The organism is Acidocella sp. (genome assembly GCF_035535915.1).
GTDB lineage: Bacteria > Pseudomonadota > Alphaproteobacteria > Acetobacterales > Acetobacteraceae > Acidocella.
Map to the genome: position 1 here is coordinate 1 of NZ_DATLPB010000005.1, position 19,023 is coordinate 19,023.

Here is a 19,023-nt window from a genome sequence, read left to right on the forward strand (position 1 = left end):
AGGCGGCCGACCGGATTTCTGTCGAAGAACGACACGTCGAGTCTCTGCAGCTTCCTGAAAATCTGCATGCGCATGTCGAACATCACGCGCTGCCCCACAAGACTCATGATGAGCCCGTGTAGATACGACGAGACGAATCCACCGATCAGCGCGGCGCCGAGGATCAGCACCACCTTGAGCAAACCGGCCAGCCTGATATCGAGATCCACGTGTCCGGCGGGCGTGAGATACCTGTCGATCGCCATTTTGGTGAGAAACGGCGGCGCCAGCTCGAGCAACGACTCGACCGCGAGCAACAGCACGCTGAACACCACCATGCGCTTGTAGGGCGCGAGGTAGCGCAGGAGCCGCTTCATCAAGCGGCTGTCGTACGGCTTTTCCTGCAGCTCGTCAGCCTGGATGTACTCCACGTCTATCCCTTCTCCAAGGCGACCATGAGCATCTGCTTGTGGTGCATGTCGGCGTAGAGGCCGTTGAGCGCGATCAACTCTTCGTGCGTGCCCTGCTCCACGATGGCGCCATCATCGAGCACGACGACGCGGTCGGCCTGCCGAGCGGTGGAGATGCGGTGCGAGATGAGAATCGCCGTCCGCCTGGCGAGCTCGCTGCGCAGTGAATTGAGAATCTTTTCCTCGGTGGTGGCGTCGACGCTCGAGAGCGCGTCGTCGAGAATGAGGATCTGCGGCTGCCGTGCCAGCGCACGCGCAATCGCCACGCGCTGCTTCTGGCCGCCGGAGAGGTTGATGCCGCGTTCGCCGATCATGGTCTCGAAGCCGCTGGGCTGGCGCTCGATAAATTCCAGCGCCTCGGCCATTTCGCAGGCGCGGTGCAGTTCAGCCTCGGTGGCGTCGGGCTTGCCGACCAGCAGGTTCTCGCGGATCGAGCGGTTGAACAACAGGCTGTCCTGGAACACCACGCCGATCGCGCTGCGCAGGGAATCGAGGGTGACGTTGCGGATGTCCTGGCCGTCAATGGTGATGCGGCCACGGGTCGGGTCCCAGTAGCGCTGCAGCAGCGCCATGCTGCTGGATTTTCCGGCCCCGGTGGCGCCGACCAGGGCAATTACCGTGCCCGGCCGTGCGGTGAAGGAGACGTCCTGCACGGTGGGGATGCCGCTGACATATTCGAAACCGACGCGATCGAAGCGGACCTCGCCTTCGGTCACGGTCAGAGCCGGGGCGGCGTGGCGCTCTGGAATCGTGGTCTCGGCATCCAGGACGGCGAAAAAGTCGAGCAACGTCGGCATCTGCAGGAACAGCCGGGAGACGAAGCCCATGGCGCCCGTAAGGCGGCCGATCAACAGCGTGGCGAAGCCCATGAAGGAGACGATGGCGCCAATGCTGGCGGAGCCGTGCAGATGCAGGACTGTGCCGATCATGAAAATGGTGATGACGGTGATGGTGCTGGCGGCGGAGGTAACGACGCTGAGCACTGCCCACCAGTTGAGGACGGGGAATTGCTTGGCCAGGACCATCTCGCCGGTCGCGCGAAAATTCTGCGCCTCGGCACCGAGGCGGGTGAAGGCCTGCACCACCAGCACATTCGCCAGCGCATCCTGCGCCGTGCCGGCAAGCATAGAGTGATAGCCCTCGACCTGGCGCTGGGCGCTCTCGGTGCGGCTGATGGTCAGAACGGTGAAGGTGCAGAACACCAGGACCAGCAGGATCAACGCGATGGCCAGCTGCCAGTTAAGGATGATGGTGAGCGGCAACAGCACAAGAGTGGCGAGCAGCGTGGCGAGATGCTCCCGGAAAAAAGAGAGCCACATCCAGAACAGCCCATCCGCGCCCGACAGCATCATTTTCATCAGCCGCCCGGATTGCCGCTCGCGATGAAAGGCCGGGGGGAGGGAGAGCACATGGCGGAAATACCGGGCCATGGCGGTGAGGCGGCCACGATGCGCCAGGCGTTCGGCCTGCACCGCCAGCATTATGTTGGCGCCGATGCTGACAAGACCGATCCCGGCCCAGACGGCGAGGAGAATGACGGCGTCATGCAGCACCGATTTGTGGGTCATCGCATCGGAGCGGATGAGCAGATTGATGACCCGGCCGAACAGCACCGGCTCGGCGAACTGGAAGGCCATCACCATGAGATTGGCGAGTACGAGGCCCACCACAACCGCCCGTTCCCCCCGCAGCAAGCCAAGGACACGGGCGTAAACTCTGATAAACCTCATGATCCGCTCCAGCACATCCTTCCCTATTAGGGTGCTTTTGCTGCCAATATCGATCCCTGATCAAGCGGAGCCGCCATGAACGCTCGCGTTGAGATCATGCGCCGTCGTCGAGAAGAGGAGCGGAGGGTGTTCTAGCCGCCGGTGGCCGGCCTTTGCCGAAACGCGCCGCGGCAAAATCCGCTTTCTCCGCGGGACCGCGTTCCGGCACCTTGGACAAAGCGGTCAGTCCAACTCATCGTGAAGATAAATACACCAGCTTTATATGCTTCGTCCCCTGAAACCATCCATTGGCGACTTAAATTGTGGGGCAATTCCAGAGCCTTTTAAGAAGCCTGAGGGGACGAAACAGCCGCGAAACAGCCTCATCGGGAGTGCCATTGACCGAGGAGGCGTTAGCTCCGCCGCCCCCGGGAGGGAACAATCAGAAAACGGTCGAAAGGGAAACACATGCAACGCATGCTTTGTACAACGGCGCTTCTCCTCGGTTTCGTCGGGGCCGCCATGGCGCAGACCACGTCTTCCGGAGGGCAGCCCGCGGGCAATCAACCGGGCACCAACACGACCAATAAATATCATGACGAAAACAACCCTGGTCGCTCTACAATGGGGGACGAGTCAAGGAACCATTGCGGACGCAATGGGAGCGACTCGATCAGAACCGGTTCTACGCACGATGGCGCAATGGGAACGGGCTCCGGCAATAGAACAGACTGCGTGAACGCCGCCGGCCCAACGGACAGTACCAACAAATAATATTGGCCTGTCCGGAGATTGCCGTCACGATTTACGGAACAGGGAAAATACGCGACCCAGGTCGGCGTGTGCTGGGACAGCCCTCGACACGCGACTTCGGCTGCACCTCAACTGATTCTCTCACATTCAATGAGCGCAGGTTCGTGGTTCTGCCCGTGACGTGGTGCCGCCCGGAGTACGGCGTCGCTTATTGAATTTCTGAAGTTTGAACCAGCCGGTCGAAGGTCCGCTGGTAGATAAATTTTCGGTGCATGAACATGTTGTCGCGAATTTTCCGTAGCCGCGCGCGTTGTGCCAGGGCCTGAAGATTTTCCGCCGAGCGTTGCTCGAAGGTAAGGCCGAGACGGGCCAGGGGCGCAAACGCGGCGGCGTACATGTCATGGTAGGGGTGGAACGGTATTTGCCAGGGTTTTTCGCCGCCGGCGAAATGGATGATTTGTGGCGGCACGGCATGCTTCAGCTGCCATTCCAGATATGCGTTCGCAAAATTCCACCGGGGCGCCAGCCGGACCCGGCGCATTTTTGCCACGGCGTTCAAGGCGCTCTCGTCATGGTAGGTGCAGCGCGCCGTATTTTTGAGGAAGAATTCAAAAGCCTCGGCGCAAAGCGAGCGCCAGGTCCGTACGTCGGCAAGCAGGACGCCCGAATTGAAATAGCCGGCATTTCCGTCGATGCCCAAATTAGCAAAATAGGTGCGGATTTTTTGCCCGACGGGTCCCAGTTCATGGCGACGGAAGTAGCTGCGATCTTCCGCCGCACCGAAGCAACCGTCGGGAAGCTCGGCATCAAGCAATTGGAGGGGATCGCCGCTTGGCCATGTATCGCCATCAAGATAGAGAATTCGATCGTAAATGTCGGGAACGACATCCATCATAAAAAACCGGCCGATCGCCGAGATCGGCACGTGGGTTTTATTGAACAGCCGATGATCGAAAGCGGAATAATATTCCCGGTCAAGGACATCCGTATGGATGTCATGCGGTTCCAGAAAATCGTGGAGCCGCTGCACCGTGGGGGCTGGGATGTCCGTGGTGACGATTCTGATGTCGGCACGGCCGGGGGCGATTTTTTTTCGCATTTCGAGAGCTGCCGCAATCGTCGGCATGGCGAAACCAAGATCGGTCACAAAAAAAATTCCATGCCGGCGCTTCGGGCGGCTTTCCTCCAGGCGTCGCGTCGGAGGGCTTTCCGCCAGGCGTATCGTTTGGTCGAGTATGGTTGTGGTCATGCGGTTCTTCTCACAAGAAGGCGTGATGGAGCACGCTGAGGCCCCTGAACGTCCGAGTGCCGGTCGAGTTATCGTGGGCGTTTACACGTTTCCAAGTGCCTGGGGTGAGCTTCAACCAATTTGTAATCGATCGATTAACTCCGTTTGGCCGCGATAGGACGCATAATTGCAACCATTGGGCGCAGAACCAATGGCGCCTGACCAGCAGAGGATGCGTCGCAGTCACGCAAAGCTTGGCCGGGATTGCAGCGCATGGCAGGATCGCCGATCGCTTGTGAGGCGTGGCCCCCTGAATCGCGTGCAAGGGTCAGCCGGTGCTGCGGTTATTTCCCCTTGCGGTGCTTGTCGAGTTATGAGAGAAGTTTCTCTCATAACAGTAGTGGAGAGACTTCTCTCAAATGTTAACGCCATCTTCGGCGCGGGCGCCGCGCCGGGAACGGGGGCAGGTTCGTGTGGCGACCATCATGGAAGCCGGGGCCGCTCTGTTTCGGGAGAAGGGCTTCGATGCGGTCACGATGTCCGATATCGCAGCGCGGTCCGGGACCGCCTTCGGTTCGCTTTACCGCTTCTTCCCCTCCAAGGAGTCGCTGGCCGATGCCTTGCTGCAGCAATACGCGCAGCAGGCGCTTGACCAGTTGAGGGGGCTCGCGGAACAGGCGCCCGATATGGGCGGCAGTGGCGTCGCCGATGCATTGGTCGAGTTCATGCTCGGGTTGCAAGCGGAGCGGAGCTTTGCAATCGCGGTGATTGAGGCGCGCGGGGGTGGCGGTGACAAGCAGGCGCAGTTTCGGAAGTCTCTGCGAGACGGCGTAGCCGCGATCCTGCGAAGAGCTTGGCCTGATCTCACCGCCGCGAACGCCAAGGCTCTGGCAGTCATGGCGCTGCATGTGCTCAAGGGGGTGGCGGCCACGGCCGACGAGACGCCCGCAGCACGCCGCCTCCTATTAGGCCATTACAGGGGGCTGCTGGGGACATATTTTTCGTCAATGCACGGCGCGACGGTTCCGGCGCCGCAGCGGAATGCCGGCAGCCGGTCCTAAGCGTACCAAGGGAATAAGGCCTATGCAGCAAATTTCAATCGAAGGGCTGACATACCAAGACATGCTCCGCCCGGAGATGTTAGCGGATCCGTATCCGCTGTTTCGCCGCCTCCGCGACGAGAGTCCGGTCCATGAGGACGAAAATGGCGGGGCCTGGATCGTGAGCCGATACCGTGATGTCGCCTTTGTGCTGAGCGACCCGCGTTTTTCCGCGGCCAGGTTGCTGGACCAGGACCGTGACTATGACGGAGATCGGCCGATTCGGTCGGCTCTGTCTCGCCAGATGCTGTTTCTCGATCCGCCGGATCACACCAGGCTTCGCAAGCTTTTCGCCAAGGCGTTCACGCCGATCCGGCTTGAGAGTCTTCGCCCGCATATTCAACACATCATCGATCATTTGCTGGACAAGGCGGAGATATCGCACGGGTATATCAATTTCATCCGTGATTTTGCCGTGCCGCTGCCCGTTACGGTCATAGCCCAGATATTGGGTGTTCCTCATGAGGATCGCCCATTATTGCTCGGTTGGTCGGGTGCCTTTGGCCAGCTGATCAGCGGACGCCGTCTAACCGCCGAGGAAGTGCAGGAGGCCGACCGTGGCATCCGCGAATTTATCGGCTATTTCCAGGACCTTATCGACAAACGCCGGCGCCATCCTGCCGATGACATGCTGAGCGATCTTGTCGTGGTCGAGGAGATGGGGGATCGCCTCAGCACGGAGGAACTGATCATGAACTTGATTCTGCTCCTCGCCGCTGGCCACGGCACCACGACCCATCTTCTCGGCAACGGATTGCTCGCCTTGTTGAGCCATCCCGCCGAGTGGCAACGCCTTGTCGCGGACCAGACGATCGCGCCCCATGCCGTCAGCGAGCTTCTTCGGTTCGATGCGCCGGTGCAGGTCACGGGCCGGGAAGCTCTCGAAGACGTAGAACTCGGCGGCAAGATCATCCGTAAGGGACAGCGTGCGCGGGTCCTGCTCGGTTCGGCAAATCGAGATGAGGAACGCTTCCCCGCGCCCGATCGCCTCGATCTGCAGCGGTCGGATACCCGTGTCATGTCCTTTGGTCACGGCATTCACACATGTTTGGGCGCGATGCTTGCCCGTTTGGAAGCGCAAATTGCGTTCGCTGAACTCGCACGCCGGTATCCTGCCGCCGAATTCAACCCTGACACACTCCAGCGGAGCCGAAGCGTCTCTTTTCGCGGATTGAGTCGTCTTGATGTCAGGCTTTCATGATTTCGCGCCGGAAGATCGGCCGTTCCTAAAATTTTTATTTTGGAAGAGTGCAGGAATGTTCAGAGGAGGACGCTGCTGCCAAAGTATGGCGGCGCCAATTGGTATCGCGATGATCCTGGCGCTGAGCGCCTGTTCCAACGCTCGAATTGTGTCGGACCGTCCGATTCCGGGCGCCGTCCAGTATCGACCGGACGTCGTCTACGTGGCCGACTTCGACTTGCCGCCGGATGCTCTTCGTTCAGAAAGTCTTTTCGCAAATTTACCGCTCCATGCCTGGAAAGAACGACGGCAGGCCAACTCCCTCGTCGGCCTGATGAGCAATTCGATTATCCAGGATCTGCAGAAGAAAGGCTTGCAGGCATACAGGCTTCCCGCTGACGCTTCGATGCCAACCCAGGGCTGGCTGGTGCGGGGGGCGTTTGTTCAGGTTAATGAAGGAAACCGTGCGGAGCGCGCGCTTGTCGGCTTCGGAGCCGGGCATACCGATCTACAAGTTTCAATTATGATCGACGAGCTCTCCACCGACAGAGCGCCAGCACCGCTTTACGCGATACAGTCCGCGTCCCGGAGTGGCAAAAACCCCGGAGCCGTAATAACTCTCAATCCATTCGCGGCCGCCTTCAAGTTCGTCCTATCTGGACAGGATCTCGATCGCGATGCCAAGCAGAGCGCCTCGAAGATCGCGGCCGACATACTCGCACACATCAACGCGGCCCCACATGTTTAACGATGCGGAGCGCTCCGCCTGTGACGCATAACCACCCACGTCAAGTACCAGAAGCTTCGGGCTCGCGACCAAATTTCCAATTTCATGCCGCGCTCTACGCTGGGCCGATCGAATAAAGCAGGAACCGGCCTTTGGATTTATTTCCGGTATTCGGAAATTTTCGCTTCGGGTGTCGTGTTCGCAGGTGCGACCCGTATCAGGATTGCACAGGTCACCCGCGCAAGTAAGAGGATGAAATGCAATGACGGATAGGCTTTTGCAGGCATGTCCACCTGCCATGAGACAATTTTTTTTGGCGGCCACCGATTCACGGAACTTGGTTTTCGGCGCCGCATCAGCACTGTTCCTGCTTGGCAGCGTTCCAGCGTCAGCGAATTGGGCCGGTCACGGCACGGTATTCGCGCCGAGGGGTGCCTATAGTGGCGCGCATTACGGAAGCTGTGGTGCCGGAAGCTGTTCTCATGCTGGTGGCATCATCGGGCCTTATGGTGGCTTGGCCACGAATAACGGCACGATCACAAGGACGGGGCCGGGGCAATTTTCAAATTCGGGAACGGCCATGGGGCCTTATGGCCAATCCATCTCTCACTCGGGCAGCACGAGCTGTGCCAATGGCACATGCGCGCATAATGGAACCATAACGGGACCCAATGGAGGGACCGCCGCCATCGCGGGTCGTGTAACGCGGACGGCGCCAGGTGAATTTTCATCCTCAGGTACGGTCACCGCGCCAGATGGCGATGCCATCAGCCACTCGGCGTCCACGAGCTGCGCTTACGGCTCCTGCGGCCGGTCGGGGACGATCACCGGTCCCAATGGTCAGAGCGTCACTCATTACGGAACGGCAACTCGTGTCGCGCCGGGGGACGTCGTAACGTCGGGCGCCGCGGTGGGATCGAGCGGCGGCGTGGTAACGGTTGGGGGAGGCGTCGTCGTGGGGGGCACGCGAGTGGCCGTACCGCCGCCCGTCGGATATGTGCCGGTTCCGCCTCCGCCCCCGGTCGTCTATGTCCCACCCGTTCCGCCCCCCGCCATTGTGCCGGTTCCTCCTCCTCCGCGTGTGGTTTATGTGTCACCGCCGGTCGTCTATGTTCCGGCGGCGCCTCGGCCCCGCCTGTGGGTCCCCGGCCATTGGATCGGCGGCGTTTGGATACGGGGGCATTGGATATGAAAGGCTGATGACAGACCGCCTCGGGCGGGCAGGGTTTATGCTTCAAGCCCACCCGCTTCGCGATCTCTCTCTACGATGAAAATCCATCGTTCTTCGGATCGGCTTACTTGGGCCAAAAGCGAAGAAGCCAGAGCCGGGACAATGGTTCCGCCCGAATCCAGCCATTGCCGACATGATTTCAAATGTATCGATCTTCTTTTCTGTCGTGTTAATAAATCTAATATAAGCTTAGATCAGCTTTGACGTTATCCTTGCATCAAACATCTCAAGTCGTTCCACGCGATCCCAATATACGGTGCGGATCAAGGCCCTTCTGGCACGGATACGAGCGTTCGTTTAGCGCAATCAGGTATTTCACAGGGCACGACGGTGCCGGAGGTACATCCGTAGCCATATGGCCTTGCAGTGCCACGAGGAAAACTTATCGGAGCCGGGGGGATTGGCTTCTGTGTTTCGTATCAGAAGCGTTGATGCATCGTATGTGAGTGGCCCGAATGAGTTTGAGGTATGTGGGAAAAGCCTGGTCGGAGTCGGTGTGGTTCGTGGTTGCCCCTTCCGCCGGTAGCCGGCCGGCCGTGAGGGGCCGGCGGGGTTACACAGACGCATCGGACCCGGATCTGGTGTCTTGGTCCGCTGATGGTGACAGAAGGGCGTTCGATGAAATCGTGACGCGTCATGGTCCATTCGCACTGCGAGTGGCGGCGCGCCTCATTCCTGACCCCAAAGTCGCGGAGGACGTTGTTCAGGAGGCGATGTTGCGCGCCTGGTCTCAGGCAGGACGATTCGACCCGCAACGTGCCCGCCTTACGACCTGGCTCTACCGAATTCTGGTCAATCTGTGCATAGATCATCGCCGGCGCCGGAGGTTTGAACCGCTTCCGGAAGGGTTCGATGCCGTCGACCCGGCGGCAGGAATAGACGAAGTGATGGAAAGCGACGAGCGTGTCAGGGCTTTTGCAAAGGTCGTTAAGAGCCTTCCCGCGCGCCAGCGCGCCGCGATAACGTTGGTTTATGATGAGGGTATGTCCGGCGCCGAGGCGGCCCGTGTTCTCGGCATGTCGGCCAAGGCTGTGGAACGGCTTTTGTCTCGTGCCCGGGCTTATTTGCGAGAGCATCTGGTGCCGGAACATGACGCAGACCATTATGGGAAGGAATTTTAGCGATGCTGACGCTTAAGCGGTTTATGGCTTTGGCTGACAGTTATGGCGCCCAGCGACAGCGTTGGCCGGAAGAAGCGCGCGGTGACGCCGAGGCGCTGCTGCGCGTTTCTTCCCAAGCACGCACGATATTCGCCCAAGCGCGCACGGTGGATGAAGCCATCCATACAGCCAGTGCACAGGAAAATGCGCTGCTGTGGCAACCGAGCGACCAAGAGGCGGCACTCGCCAGATTGCGGTCCACCGTTGCAGCGGGGATTGCCGCAAGCTCTGTTCACCAACCGAATAATGGGCGCTGGGGATGGGTGCTGCCAGCCGGAGCTGGCTGGATGAGGCTCGCGCGCCCCGGGTGGATCGGCCTTGCAACCAGCAGCTGCTTCGTTGTCGCGGCAGGGATTCTGATCGGCTCAACGTACGGGGCGACGCCTCCGTCGAGTGATTTACAGGCAATGCTGCAGCCCATGCCCATTCACGTATTAGCGGATTGATTTAGTGGAATGACCGAACAACGTTCTCAGACCCCGAACTGGCGCCGCATTGCGCTACCCGCGTCGCTGGTTTTGAATCTGTTTTTTGCCGCGCTGATCGGCGGGCATGTGTGGCGGGATAAGATGAGTGAATCGGATGCCCAGCCACCATTGGCCGCAGCCCTTGCCAAAGTCCAAGCCACGCTTTCCACACCTGATGCCGCCGCATTTACGGCCGTGCTGCATCGCGATGCCCCGGGCTTTCTCACGGCAGCCCAGCAATTTGATGACGCCCGTGCCCAGCTTGCACATCAAATTACCGCGGAACCGTATAACCCGGAAGCGGTGAGGCAGGCGCTCGCGGTCTGGCAGGTGAGTTGGAATCACTTCATGAATGATTTCAGCGGCCCTCTCGTCGATGCTTTGGCTCAGATCTCACCGCAAGGCAGGAGCAGCCTCATCGCCGCCCGCCGCAAGGCAACATTCAGTCTTGGCCCGCCCTGACGGGCCGTAGCAGAGGCCGTCGAGATGAGAATGATGGATACGCCGCAGCGACACCGCCGTGTTGTCCCCCTTTGCGCGGCAGGTTTGGTGGCCGACCGCCTGCGCACATTATGCGATAACGCCCTTATCCTATTGACCGGCACGAATCAGGTGGTGACGATTGAGGTGTCGGTTGTGACGCCCTGTCCCCATGTTCTGGTCGATATCGTCATGGAGGTTGCCCGGGAATTTGTTGCGAACGGTCTCACCCATGGCATGTATATGAGAGCGTTCGGGCGAATTTCGGTCCAGGTTCTTGGCACTTATGAGGACACAAGACTTGTCGTGAGCGATGACGGCTGGGGGCTAAATAGCAACATCAAAGAAGGTAACGGCATCGGCTTGGCGCGTGACTTGGCGGCTGGTTATGACGGACGCGTTTGGCTCCGACGCACGGAAACGACTGACGCAACTCTTGTTCTCCGGCACCCGAAGGGTTTGGCAACGTGACGAGCGAGCGCCTCGAGCAGGCTCCGATCCAAGTTTTTACTCTCTATGACCAGAATCATGTTGGCAGTTCTAGGGCTCAGAGATATTGTCGAATCGATATAAAGCCAATGCAATCGAAGCTAAACCAAGCCAATCCACGTCGATTTCGATCCGGCTCATGACCTCGCTTTGAAATTGTAGCGTGCGCCTGGGGTTAATCGCTCTTCCAGCATCAAATCGTTCCCAACCAATGTGTCGTTGACGAACATTGTTTTGTGCCATTTTCGTATATGATAATCATGGAGGATATCGTGCCCCTTTTTCCAAATCCGGTACCGTTGAGATCCGTAGCCCTCGCGATGATGGCTGCCCTCATGGCGGCGTCCACCGCGTATGCCAAAAACCTAGGTAATTTTAATGCCGCCGACGCCAATCATGATGGTCGCGTTACGCTGCAGGAGTTCTCAACCTATGAGACACAGCGCCTGGAGACGTCGAACGGCTTTACGGCTCAAAGGTTCAAAAAAATGACGCCGCAGGAGCAGGAGGCCCGTCTTCGGGCGCGGTTCAAGGAACTGGATTCCGGCAATAAAGGGTATCTCGACCAGAACGATTGGAATGGCCCTTGATGTTGGGTGTCGCAAATGCCGATCGGGTTCGTATCAGATTTGTACAGGGTCGTCGTCCTGTGGAAACAGAAGGGTCGAGTGTTATGGTTCGCAAGATTTTGATGGCGTCTCTCTTGGCTGCGGGAACGGTGACAGCAGCCATGGCCCCGGCTGATGCCGCGACGTATTATTATGGTGGCTACGGACATTATGGCGCGTATTACGGCGGTTACGCGCATTATGGGCCCTATTATGGTGGTTATGGGGTTGCTGCAGGTGCGGCTGCAGGTGTTGCCGTCGGTGCAGCGCTCGGAGCTGCGGCTGCGGCCCATCCGGTCTATGCGCCGCCGCCTCCGGTCGTCTACGTGGCACCGCCGGCGGTTTATGCGCCCGGGTATTATTACCCCGGTTATTATTACGTCGCGCCATGATATAAAATGCTCGGACCTGCTGACGAGGGCGCTGCCAGTGGATCCGTGAGCATCACTCAATTCGTGTTCGATCGAGGGCTAACCGGACCCACCTAGCTTCATATGTATCGGTTTTGTACCGCGAATGGGATCGACGCCGTCCCAGTTGACGGGTGTGTCGGACCCGCTGTGCCGCTCGCATCCTCTTTACACGTCATGAATCGATTTCTTACATGAGCCGCGTCTCGATGTCTCGCTGGGTCGTTGTTCTGGCAGCCATGTTGGTTTTGCCAACAGAAATCTTCGCACAGCAAGCCAGACCGTCCGCAGCGGACCCGGCTAAGGCTTCCAATTCAGTCTATTCGCCGCCCGGCGTCGCGCCCGTGCCGAAGATGATATCGGAAGAGGTTGAACAGTATATCGAGCAAGTGCACGATCAGCTGGGCATCTCGGCATCCGAGCAACCACAATGGAACCAATTTGCCCAAGTCATGCGTGACAATGCGTTGCGAACGGAAGAAGCCTTCGCCGCGCGGGGCGCAAGCGTGGCAACCATGAATGCCGCTGCCAATATGGATTCCTATGCGCAACTCGCACAGTTGCATGCGGAGAATATGCAGAAACTGGCGACAGCATTTCAGTCACTCTACGACACATTCCCGCTTCAACAGAGAAAAGTCGTGGATGCGATCTTCTGGCATAGTTCCAGAAGTCCAACGCCGCACGGTTGAATCAAAAACTTGTTTTTTCCATAACATAAAAACCGTCGTGGAATGCGGGGGGATACCTCTCGCCGATCCGTAAAAAGATCGATGATTGGTCGGCGTTTCCATGCGAGGGGAAGTGTTTATGGATTTTGAGATTAAAAAAAATGCGTGTCAACAAACCGTATTTAAGAATTCTGCGTCGCGTCACTTTTATTTGCCGCGAATTGTTGGGGCCAGTATGGTCCTTTTGCTTTCAGGTTGTACGGGCGCGAAAATTGCGAATGTCACTTCAGTGGATGCCGGCTCTCCATCGCCTACGGAAATCTTGGTTCAAGTTGATTCAACGCCGATAGACCAGGACACCAATGCGGCGACTCTAACAAAAGTTACGGCTGCGCTTCAATCGGATCTGATCGAACAACTCACGAAGGCGCGGGTCACCGCGGAGCCTTTCGTTCCGGGAACAAGTCACCCCGGTGCCGCCGTGCTGCACATCTCGATCGCCGAGGCCGATCCAGGCAGCGCACTTGAACGAATTATTATCGGATTCGGCGCCGGGCAGGCCAGATTGCAGGCGGAGGTCGATTTCGAAACCGCTGATACCCGTGCTGCCCAGACGATGACGGCATTCGACACGTCCAGCAATAGTGGCTACCAGCCGGGACTCATTGTGCCTGGTGGAGTCGCGCTTGCGACCGGAAGGGCCGTCCATCTGGCCATCGGCGCGGGCATCGATGTTGCCTTGAACGTCCGTGGAGGACTCGCCAGGCCGACCGAGAAAACGGCAAGTGCCGTCGTCAATCAACTCAAGAAATATTACGCATCCGTCGGGTGGATTTGGCCGGCCGACAGACAAGCCTAGAAGCTTCCGCCACGCCACTTCGATACGCTGACCGGAAGGAAAGGGGATGGATATATCCGCCCGACCGTGTCGCGTCCAAACGCTGAAATATAGGAGATAATATCGTCATGCCTAACCACGGGCGTAACGCGACTATCTTGTCGGCAATCCTCGGGCTGACCACTCTGGCGGGATGTGCTCCCCCCGGTCCGCCGTCGCCAACCGTACTGGCGCTGCCGGCACAGGGTGAAAACTTTGCGTTATTCCAGCAGCATGACGAGACATGCCGGCAGTATGCGGCGGCGCAGGTAGGTGGACAGTCGCCGGGGCAGGCGGCCGCGAAGAGTGGCATAGCGGGCGCCGCTGTGGGAACAGGGCTGGGCGCCGCCGTCGGCGCGCTGCTGGGCTCCGTGTCCGGGCATGCAGGGGCTGGCGCCGCGATCGGCGCGGGCGGTGGCTTATTGGCTGGCAGCCTGGTGGGGGCGGAGAATGGCCAGGAATCAGCGGCATCGGTGCAAGGCCATTATGACAGGGCCTACACGCAGTGCATGGTGGCGAACGGCGAGAAGATTGCGCCGCCGACGCCTGCCGTTGTGTATGCGGCTCCCACCCCGGTCTATGTACCCGCCCCCGTTGCAGTCTACCGGCCGGCTCCGGTTTATGTCGTACCGCCGGGTGTCGTCGCCGTACCTGTGGCGCCCTGACATAGGATCGGGCAGCACGGGCTACGCACCGGCTGAGGCCGGTCCATCGTCCAGCGCCATGTCTCTCTCCCTGGAAGTTTGGTTGAAACCTCCCCGCTCGTAAATGCGCGGAGACAGACCCGAACCGTACCGCCAACGCGGCCGTTACGGCGAAAAAGCCGGCACCGAACTCGGATTATGGGAAAAAACACGCGACCGTCCCGGTGGCAACCGGCAGACTTGTTCAGGGATCGTTTGGCGGAGAGACAGTCCGCCAATTTGACATCCGCAGAGGTTTTCTAGTGTCCGACTACTTTCAAGTAATCCAATGAAATAACTGATTATTTTCTTCTGATGCGTCCGTCTTTTTCCGCTTGCGTATCTTACCGTTCGGCCTTATGAAAAGGGAATGGAAACGGGTACAACAGTTAGGCGGAGAGGTTTCAATGCCCAAGCGAGCCACGCCATTGACGGCCCAGAAAGTCGCGAGAGCAAAGCCGGGACGCTATTACGATGGCGACGGATTGGTGCTGCTTGTGCGCGAGGCTTCCACGTTCGAGCCGACCGGAAAGCTTAAAGAGCCTGGAAAGGCATGGTGGCTGTACCGGTACACAATGAGGGGTAAGACCCGAGATCTGGGCCTTGGGAGGGCACTGGGTGCGAACTCGGTTTCCCTCGCTGAGGCTCGTATAGAGGCGAAAAAAGCCCGGGACCTGGTGAAGGGTGGCACCGACCCGCTCACCGCCCGGGAGGCAGAAGAAGCCCAAAAGCAAACCGCGGCGGCTCTGGCAGCGGCTACGGCCATCACATTCGAGGACGTCGCGGGGAAATACCTCGCGGCACACGAGGCGAGCTGGCGGAACCCAAAGCACCGCCAGCAGTGGCGGAACACGCTCAAGGACTATGTGTTTCCCAAAATCGGTGGGCTATCCGTCTCGTCGGTTCAGACCGGCCACGTCACTCTTATTATAGAGCCGCTTTGGACAGAGAAGCCCGAGACGGCCTCCCGGGTCCGCGGTCGCATCGAGACGATTCTGGACTATGCGAAGGTGAAGGGCTGGCGGGACGGCGAAAACCCCGCCCGGTGGCGGGGGCACCTGGACCATATTCTACCGAAGCGCTCGAAGGTTAAGCGCGTCGAGCATCATGCGGCACTGCCCTGGAAACGGATTGGCGATTTGGTTGCCAAGCTCCGGACCCAGAACGGTAGGGCAGCTAGAGCGGTGGAATTCGCCATCCTCACAGCAGCACGCTCCAGTGAGGTGCGCGGAGCGCGCTGGGGTGAGATTGATCTGGCCGGCAAGACGTGGACCATCCCGGCTGAGAGAATGAAGGCGGGCAAGGAGCACCGCGTGCCATTGAGTGATCGGGCTATCGAGATCCTTCAGGAACTTGAGATCATGCGTGATGGCAAAAACGGCATCGTGTTTCCAGGCGGGCGCGAAGGTGGCGCATTATCGGATGTCGCCCTATCGAAGGCCGCAAAGGCTGCGGGAAGCGACGACATCACCGTCCACGGCTTCCGGTCCACCTTCAGAGACTGGTGCGCCGAGGCGACGAATTACCCCCGCGAATTAGCCGAGAAGGCCCTGGCTCACACCCTGCCAGCGGCGGTGGAGGCCGCCTATCAGCGCGGCGACATGCTTGAGAAGCGAGCTCGGCTGATGGATGACTGGGCGGCGTTTTGCTCGCGCCCCATGCCAGTGAACGGGGCGTCCGTGACGCAGATCAGGGCGGTAGCGTGATGAGCAGCGAGTCTGTACCGACGGCGCACGACGAAAATGATCCATTCGACTGGCTGCGCCCGTTCATGTCTGGCCCAGCTGATTTGTCATTACCAGTCGGAAACTCGGCTCCGCACGCTCCCCCATCGCGCGATCTATCGCTTCGTCGCGCGCAGGAGGCGGAGCTATTGGACGAGCAAATTTGGTTGTTGGCGATGAGTGAAGCATATGCGGCCGACAACGAAGCATTGCTGCGCCATATGATGGATCAGACAAAAGCGGAGGTCGCAGCCGATTTTCTGCGTCGGCATCCGCCCTTTGGGCGTTTTGTTAAGGAGCACATTGACGCAGGGACTTGCGGCCGCGCCGTGCAAATCCTGATAGACGAAAGAGAACGCCGAAAATCCCCTCATCAGATCGAGGTAATTCTCGACGAGCCGGAGCCTTCGTCGGCACGGGGCCTGCTGCCGGAGCAGTCAGCAGCTGAAGCTCCAGATAATTCCGAGCATAGCCATATCAAATCGCCGTACACTCACGTCATGGGCATTGGCCATATCGCTAGTCTAAAGAAAGCGGGACGCTTCAGCGAGCAGAGGCCAACGTGGAATGAGGTTCAAAAAATCCTCAGTCCAATATTCGTGCGCGTCACGAAGCGTGAAGCACAAGCGGTGGTCAAGAAGATTTGGGAGGCCGAAGCGCATAAGCGCGGTCCACGGCCCCGCCGGGGGATTAAACCAAGTGACAATTAGGCTTGTTAAGCTGCTGAATTACCAATGGTTTTTTAAGAGTTTGGGAAAAATTTGGTTTAAATAGAAAACGCAAAAACTCGTGACTAATAACCGGTTGTTCACTTCTATTCAGGAGCAACCGCCGTGAATTACACGAAGAAAGCCTACCGCCCCCGTGATGCGGAGAAGATTATAGGTTGTGGTCACACCAAGCTCTACCAACTGATTGCGGAAGGCGTTTTGGACGCCCGCAAGATGGGGCGAGCAACGGTTATTACCGCTGATTCGATCGATCGCTATTTGGATTCTTTGCCCAAAGCGCTGATCGGTAAGGCCGCCTAGAAATTCGAACCGCCAGCCTCACAGCCAGCGGCTCGACAGTAACTTGGCAAAACGCAGTCAGGACACCTGCTTTATTGCCGAGTTTTCTGAACGTTTCAAGGCGTGAGGCTCCCATGGAGCCCACATGTTGCAATTTTCTCCCCCAAATTGGTCTGATGCTGGACCGAACGTATCCGCGCTTGTGCTCTTCGAGTCGCAAATCCCATTCGCGCGAAGAATCGCCGAAAGATATCTGGCCCGAAAGGGCTATGAGCACCGCGGCTTTCACATCGATGATGTTGAGACCGTCGCTTATCTCGGATTGCACCGGGCGGTAAAAAACTATGATCCGCTGAAGGGCGTTCCCTTTGCGTCGTGGATCAACCTCAACGTCACTTATGCGCTGAAAGATTTTCTCCGTCAGAACCGATCGATTGTCCGCCGGCCAAAGGAGCATAAAGGCGAAATCGAAGGCGATGACGTGTCATTATCGGCGCCGCTTGATCAAGAGGATGAGGGGGCAGGAACTCTCCTCGATGGCTTGAAATCAGATCTGCCGGACCCTGAACAGGCTCTTTCTGAAGAGGAATACCTAGCGGAGATCGTTGCCACGCTGAGGCCGGCGCTCGACGCCTTGTCCGAGCGCGAACGCGCAATCCTTCAAAATCGCCATCTGAGCGAAGACCCGCTCCCTCTACGGGTGCTGGCGGAGCGTTGGGATATTTCCCTGCAGCGCGTTGGTCAGATCGAGGCCACGGCCCTGAAGAAGCTCCGCGTATCTCTAGAACGCATTCGGCAAATTGAGGTCGAGGACTACGACAAATGTAGGGAGGATATAATTGCCAAAGCCTACTGGAAAGACGACGCGAAATGCTACGGAGTTCGTCTTTCTTCCCTCAAAGCAGACGATAACAGGCTTGTTGATCGGATTCGCAGCTTGCCAAACAACCAGAAGGACACGGCCGGTAATGTCACAAGACATGCGGTCACCTGCCGTTTTGGCTTTGATACGTCCCCGTTTAGCAGCGAATTGCACGATAAGATCAAAAGAACACGGCACGACGCAGAGCTTAACGCCAAAAAGCAGGCCGACTATCGGGCGCGGGCTTTGGTCTGCGGATTGACCTGGGCTCGTGAGGGCGCGCAATGAGCGCGCGCGATATCCGCATGACAATCTCATGGTTCGAAACCGCGTTTCCTGTCGGTCCAGCCTACGGCGACCCGGAAGTCATGACCTGGGATCACTTCACGCAGGTATTCAAGCATCGGCGTGAAGGGGTAAAGGATGGACCCTGCTTCGCCACGGCGCGCTTCAAACTGGAAACGGACAACCGTCATGTTCGGCGCCTGAAGGGTAACGTAATTGCACGGAGCGCAGTCGCCCTCGACATAGAGCCCAACAAGGAAACCGGCGAGATCCCCCCGACTCTGGAGGCCGTTTTGGATCGTGTTGGGGTGCTGGGCAAGGCTTGCTTGGGCTACACGTCACACTCGCACCAGCCAGGCGCCGACCGTTACCGGCTGGTGTTCCCGCTGTCCGCCGAGCTTGAGCCTGAAATCCCCGCACCGGAGATCGTCGCCAAGTTTCTGCGTCTCGACGATGTTCTCGACCAATCCAAACGCGGCCCATCGTCGCTTTTTTACCTGCCATCCGGCGAGGCCGATGAGCCCTGGCACCAATGCCACGTTATCGACGGCGCCCCGCTGAATGCAGACGCCCTCACCAAGGCCGGTCAAGCCATCCTGGACGCTGAAGCGGCTAACGCCCAGGCGGAAGCCGTCAAAGCGTCCGAGGATCGCGCGCGGCGTCGTTTGGAGCGCCTGGAACAGGGGATAGATCCGGACGACTCTCTCATTGAGAAGACCCGGGCGCGTCTCGACCTAGCCGATATCCTGCGCGCCCATGGGTACGATCAGCGCGGCACGAAATGGCGCCACCCAAACAGCAGCTCGGGCATGTACGGCGCCGATATCAAGACTTTCGGGGGCATCGATCGCGTCTTCAGCCACAACGCCAGCGACCCACTCCACGCAGAGAACTTGCCTGATTGGTGTACCGTCACCGCC

Annotated in this window: 20 protein-coding genes; 17 read left to right on the plus strand and 3 right to left on the minus strand. The window is 58.8% G+C overall.

The features are described from left to right. The 3 genes from VNC39_RS00585 to VNC39_RS00595 all read right to left on the minus strand — a co-directional run. Positions 1 to 410 (minus strand): ABC transporter transmembrane domain-containing protein (locus VNC39_RS00585; RefSeq protein ID WP_325395130.1); only part of this gene is annotated, 410 nt, incomplete at its 3' end. Positions 411 to 412: 2 nt separating this feature from the next. Further along, entirely contained in the window at positions 413 to 2,179 is a 1,767-nt protein-coding gene (locus tag VNC39_RS00590; RefSeq protein ID WP_325395132.1) for an ATP-binding cassette domain-containing protein, read from the minus strand. Positions 2,180 to 3,119: 940 nt separating this feature from the next. Beyond that, positions 3,120 to 4,160, minus strand: coding sequence for a glycosyltransferase family 8 protein (locus VNC39_RS00595; RefSeq protein ID WP_325395134.1), 1,041 nt, complete (start codon positions 4,158 to 4,160; stop codon positions 3,120 to 3,122). Positions 4,161 to 4,558: 398 nt separating this feature from the next. On the opposite strand from VNC39_RS00595, the gene VNC39_RS00600 reads away from it, so the two are divergent. The 17 genes from VNC39_RS00600 to VNC39_RS00680 all read left to right on the plus strand — a co-directional run. Then, positions 4,559 to 5,200, plus strand: coding sequence for a TetR/AcrR family transcriptional regulator (locus tag VNC39_RS00600; RefSeq protein ID WP_325395136.1), 642 nt, complete (start codon positions 4,559 to 4,561; stop codon positions 5,198 to 5,200). 22 nt (positions 5,201 to 5,222) lie between these two features. Next, positions 5,223 to 6,440, plus strand: a complete 1,218-nt coding sequence (locus VNC39_RS00605; protein WP_325395138.1) for a cytochrome P450 — start codon at positions 5,223 to 5,225, stop codon at positions 6,438 to 6,440. Then, positions 6,424 to 7,167, plus strand: a complete 744-nt coding sequence (locus VNC39_RS00610) for a DUF4410 domain-containing protein (RefSeq protein ID WP_325395140.1) — start codon at positions 6,424 to 6,426, stop codon at positions 7,165 to 7,167. Before VNC39_RS00605 ends, VNC39_RS00610 begins: the two co-directional genes overlap by 17 nt. Positions 7,168 to 8,958: 1,791 nt before the next feature. Next, a complete protein-coding gene (locus tag VNC39_RS00615; RefSeq protein ID WP_325395142.1) occupies positions 8,959 to 9,498 on the plus strand; it encodes a sigma-70 family RNA polymerase sigma factor in 540 nt (179 codons plus the stop codon). Positions 9,499 to 9,500: 2 nt separating this feature from the next. Then, positions 9,501 to 9,983, plus strand: a complete 483-nt coding sequence (locus VNC39_RS00620; RefSeq protein ID WP_325395144.1) for a hypothetical protein — start codon at positions 9,501 to 9,503, stop codon at positions 9,981 to 9,983. A gap of 9 nt (positions 9,984 to 9,992) precedes the next feature. Continuing rightward, positions 9,993 to 10,466, plus strand: coding sequence for a periplasmic heavy metal sensor (locus tag VNC39_RS00625; protein ID WP_325395146.1), 474 nt, complete (start codon positions 9,993 to 9,995; stop codon positions 10,464 to 10,466). A 30-nt stretch (positions 10,467 to 10,496) separates the two neighbouring features. Beyond that, entirely contained in the window at positions 10,497 to 10,955 is a 459-nt protein-coding gene (locus VNC39_RS00630) for an ATP-binding protein (protein ID WP_325395148.1), read from the plus strand. Positions 10,956 to 11,233: 278 nt separating this feature from the next. Next, positions 11,234 to 11,563: a hypothetical protein gene (locus tag VNC39_RS00635; protein WP_325395150.1), complete on the plus strand. Its 330-nt coding sequence runs from the start codon at positions 11,234 to 11,236 to the stop codon at positions 11,561 to 11,563. Positions 11,564 to 11,664: 101 nt separating this feature from the next. Then, on the plus strand, positions 11,665 to 11,973 hold the full coding sequence (locus VNC39_RS00640) for a hypothetical protein (protein WP_325395152.1): 309 nt from the start codon (positions 11,665 to 11,667) through the stop codon (positions 11,971 to 11,973). A gap of 212 nt (positions 11,974 to 12,185) precedes the next feature. Continuing rightward, positions 12,186 to 12,683: a Spy/CpxP family protein refolding chaperone gene (locus tag VNC39_RS00645; RefSeq protein ID WP_325395154.1), complete on the plus strand. Its 498-nt coding sequence runs from the start codon at positions 12,186 to 12,188 to the stop codon at positions 12,681 to 12,683. Between the two features lie 118 nt (positions 12,684 to 12,801). After that, positions 12,802 to 13,521, plus strand: coding sequence for a DUF4410 domain-containing protein (locus VNC39_RS00650; RefSeq protein WP_325395156.1), 720 nt, complete (start codon positions 12,802 to 12,804; stop codon positions 13,519 to 13,521). Positions 13,522 to 13,658: 137 nt separating this feature from the next. Then, complete coding sequence (locus VNC39_RS00655) at positions 13,659 to 14,204, plus strand: glycine zipper family protein (RefSeq protein ID WP_325395158.1); 546 nt, start codon at positions 13,659 to 13,661, stop codon at positions 14,202 to 14,204. Positions 14,205 to 14,629: 425 nt separating this feature from the next. After that, the gene (locus VNC39_RS00660) at positions 14,630 to 15,928 is read left to right on the plus strand and encodes a tyrosine-type recombinase/integrase (protein WP_325395160.1); all 1,299 of its coding nucleotides are present in this window, start codon (positions 14,630 to 14,632) and stop codon (positions 15,926 to 15,928) included. Continuing rightward, a complete protein-coding gene (locus tag VNC39_RS00665; RefSeq protein ID WP_325395162.1) occupies positions 15,928 to 16,656 on the plus strand; it encodes a hypothetical protein in 729 nt (242 codons plus the stop codon). The genes VNC39_RS00660 and VNC39_RS00665 overlap by 1 nt, the downstream gene beginning before the upstream one ends. Positions 16,657 to 16,779: 123 nt before the next feature. Further along, positions 16,780 to 16,977 (plus strand): helix-turn-helix domain-containing protein, encoded by a 198-nt coding sequence (locus VNC39_RS00670; RefSeq protein ID WP_325395164.1) that lies wholly within the window; start codon positions 16,780 to 16,782, stop codon positions 16,975 to 16,977. Positions 16,978 to 17,101: 124 nt separating this feature from the next. Beyond that, positions 17,102 to 18,106, plus strand: coding sequence for a sigma-70 family RNA polymerase sigma factor (locus VNC39_RS00675; RefSeq protein ID WP_325395166.1), 1,005 nt, complete (start codon positions 17,102 to 17,104; stop codon positions 18,104 to 18,106). Next, the coding region (locus VNC39_RS00680) for a hypothetical protein (RefSeq protein ID WP_325395168.1) at positions 18,103 to 19,023 on the plus strand (921 nt) is incomplete at its 3' end. The genes VNC39_RS00675 and VNC39_RS00680, both read left to right, overlap by 4 nt.

Coding starts and splice junctions, on each gene's coding strand:
- VNC39_RS00605 (WP_325395138.1), top strand. CDS start 5,223: ATGCAGCAAATTTCAATCGAAGGGCTGACATACCAAGACATGCTCCGC.
- VNC39_RS00630 (WP_325395148.1), top strand. CDS start 10,497: ATGATGGATACGCCGCAGCGACACCGCCGTGTTGTCCCCCTTTGCGCG.
- VNC39_RS00610 (WP_325395140.1), top strand. CDS start 6,424: ATGTCAGGCTTTCATGATTTCGCGCCGGAAGATCGGCCGTTCCTAAAA.
- VNC39_RS00665 (WP_325395162.1), top strand. CDS start 15,928: ATGAGCAGCGAGTCTGTACCGACGGCGCACGACGAAAATGATCCATTC.
- VNC39_RS00595 (WP_325395134.1), bottom strand. CDS start 4,160: ATGACCACAACCATACTCGACCAAACGATACGCCTGGCGGAAAGCCCT.
- VNC39_RS00675 (WP_325395166.1), top strand. CDS start 17,102: ATGTTGCAATTTTCTCCCCCAAATTGGTCTGATGCTGGACCGAACGTA.
- VNC39_RS00625 (WP_325395146.1), top strand. CDS start 9,993: ATGACCGAACAACGTTCTCAGACCCCGAACTGGCGCCGCATTGCGCTA.
- VNC39_RS00660 (WP_325395160.1), top strand. CDS start 14,630: ATGCCCAAGCGAGCCACGCCATTGACGGCCCAGAAAGTCGCGAGAGCA.
- VNC39_RS00590 (WP_325395132.1), bottom strand. CDS start 2,179: ATGAGGTTTATCAGAGTTTACGCCCGTGTCCTTGGCTTGCTGCGGGGG.
- VNC39_RS00645 (WP_325395154.1), top strand. CDS start 12,186: ATGAGCCGCGTCTCGATGTCTCGCTGGGTCGTTGTTCTGGCAGCCATG.
- VNC39_RS00620 (WP_325395144.1), top strand. CDS start 9,501: ATGCTGACGCTTAAGCGGTTTATGGCTTTGGCTGACAGTTATGGCGCC.
- VNC39_RS00600 (WP_325395136.1), top strand. CDS start 4,559: ATGTTAACGCCATCTTCGGCGCGGGCGCCGCGCCGGGAACGGGGGCAG.
- VNC39_RS00640 (WP_325395152.1), top strand. CDS start 11,665: ATGGCGTCTCTCTTGGCTGCGGGAACGGTGACAGCAGCCATGGCCCCG.
- VNC39_RS00650 (WP_325395156.1), top strand. CDS start 12,802: ATGGATTTTGAGATTAAAAAAAATGCGTGTCAACAAACCGTATTTAAG.
- VNC39_RS00635 (WP_325395150.1), top strand. CDS start 11,234: ATGGAGGATATCGTGCCCCTTTTTCCAAATCCGGTACCGTTGAGATCC.